Raw genomic sequence first — 318 nt, 5'->3', positions numbered from 1 at the left:
GCGTCGATGTTCTGTCTTGCCGAGGCGAGCGCCGCCGCTTCGCGGCCCATGTGGTGGACAAGCGCGCCGCAGCAGCCCTCGTCTTCCGGCACCACCACTTCGACGCCGAGCCTCGTAAGCAGCGAGATGGTGGTGTCGTTGATGGCCGGATCGAGCACCGATTGCGCGCAGCCGGTGAGGATCGCGACGCGGCCGCGTTTTTTGGTTCCCTGCCCGGCATGCGTGCCCGGCTTCGCCATCGGCGATGCCGATGGGAGCGACGACGGCGCGAGCTTCAGCATGGCGGCGACCGGCTTCAGCGCCAGATCGGAAGAGCAC

General features: G+C 68.2%; 1 protein-coding gene. It reads right to left on the bottom strand.

Annotated features, from left to right (window positions below; genetic code table 11):
* The coding region (locus EN852_RS38035) for a heterodisulfide reductase-related iron-sulfur binding cluster (protein WP_246694561.1) at positions 1-318 on the bottom strand (318 nt) is incomplete at both ends.

It is taken from the genome of Mesorhizobium sp. M2E.F.Ca.ET.209.01.1.1, assembly GCF_004010375.2.
Taxonomy (GTDB): domain Bacteria; phylum Pseudomonadota; class Alphaproteobacteria; order Rhizobiales; family Rhizobiaceae; genus Mesorhizobium.
Note: the sequence above shows the minus strand (reverse complement) of the source record. Positions and strands in the feature narration are given on the sequence as shown.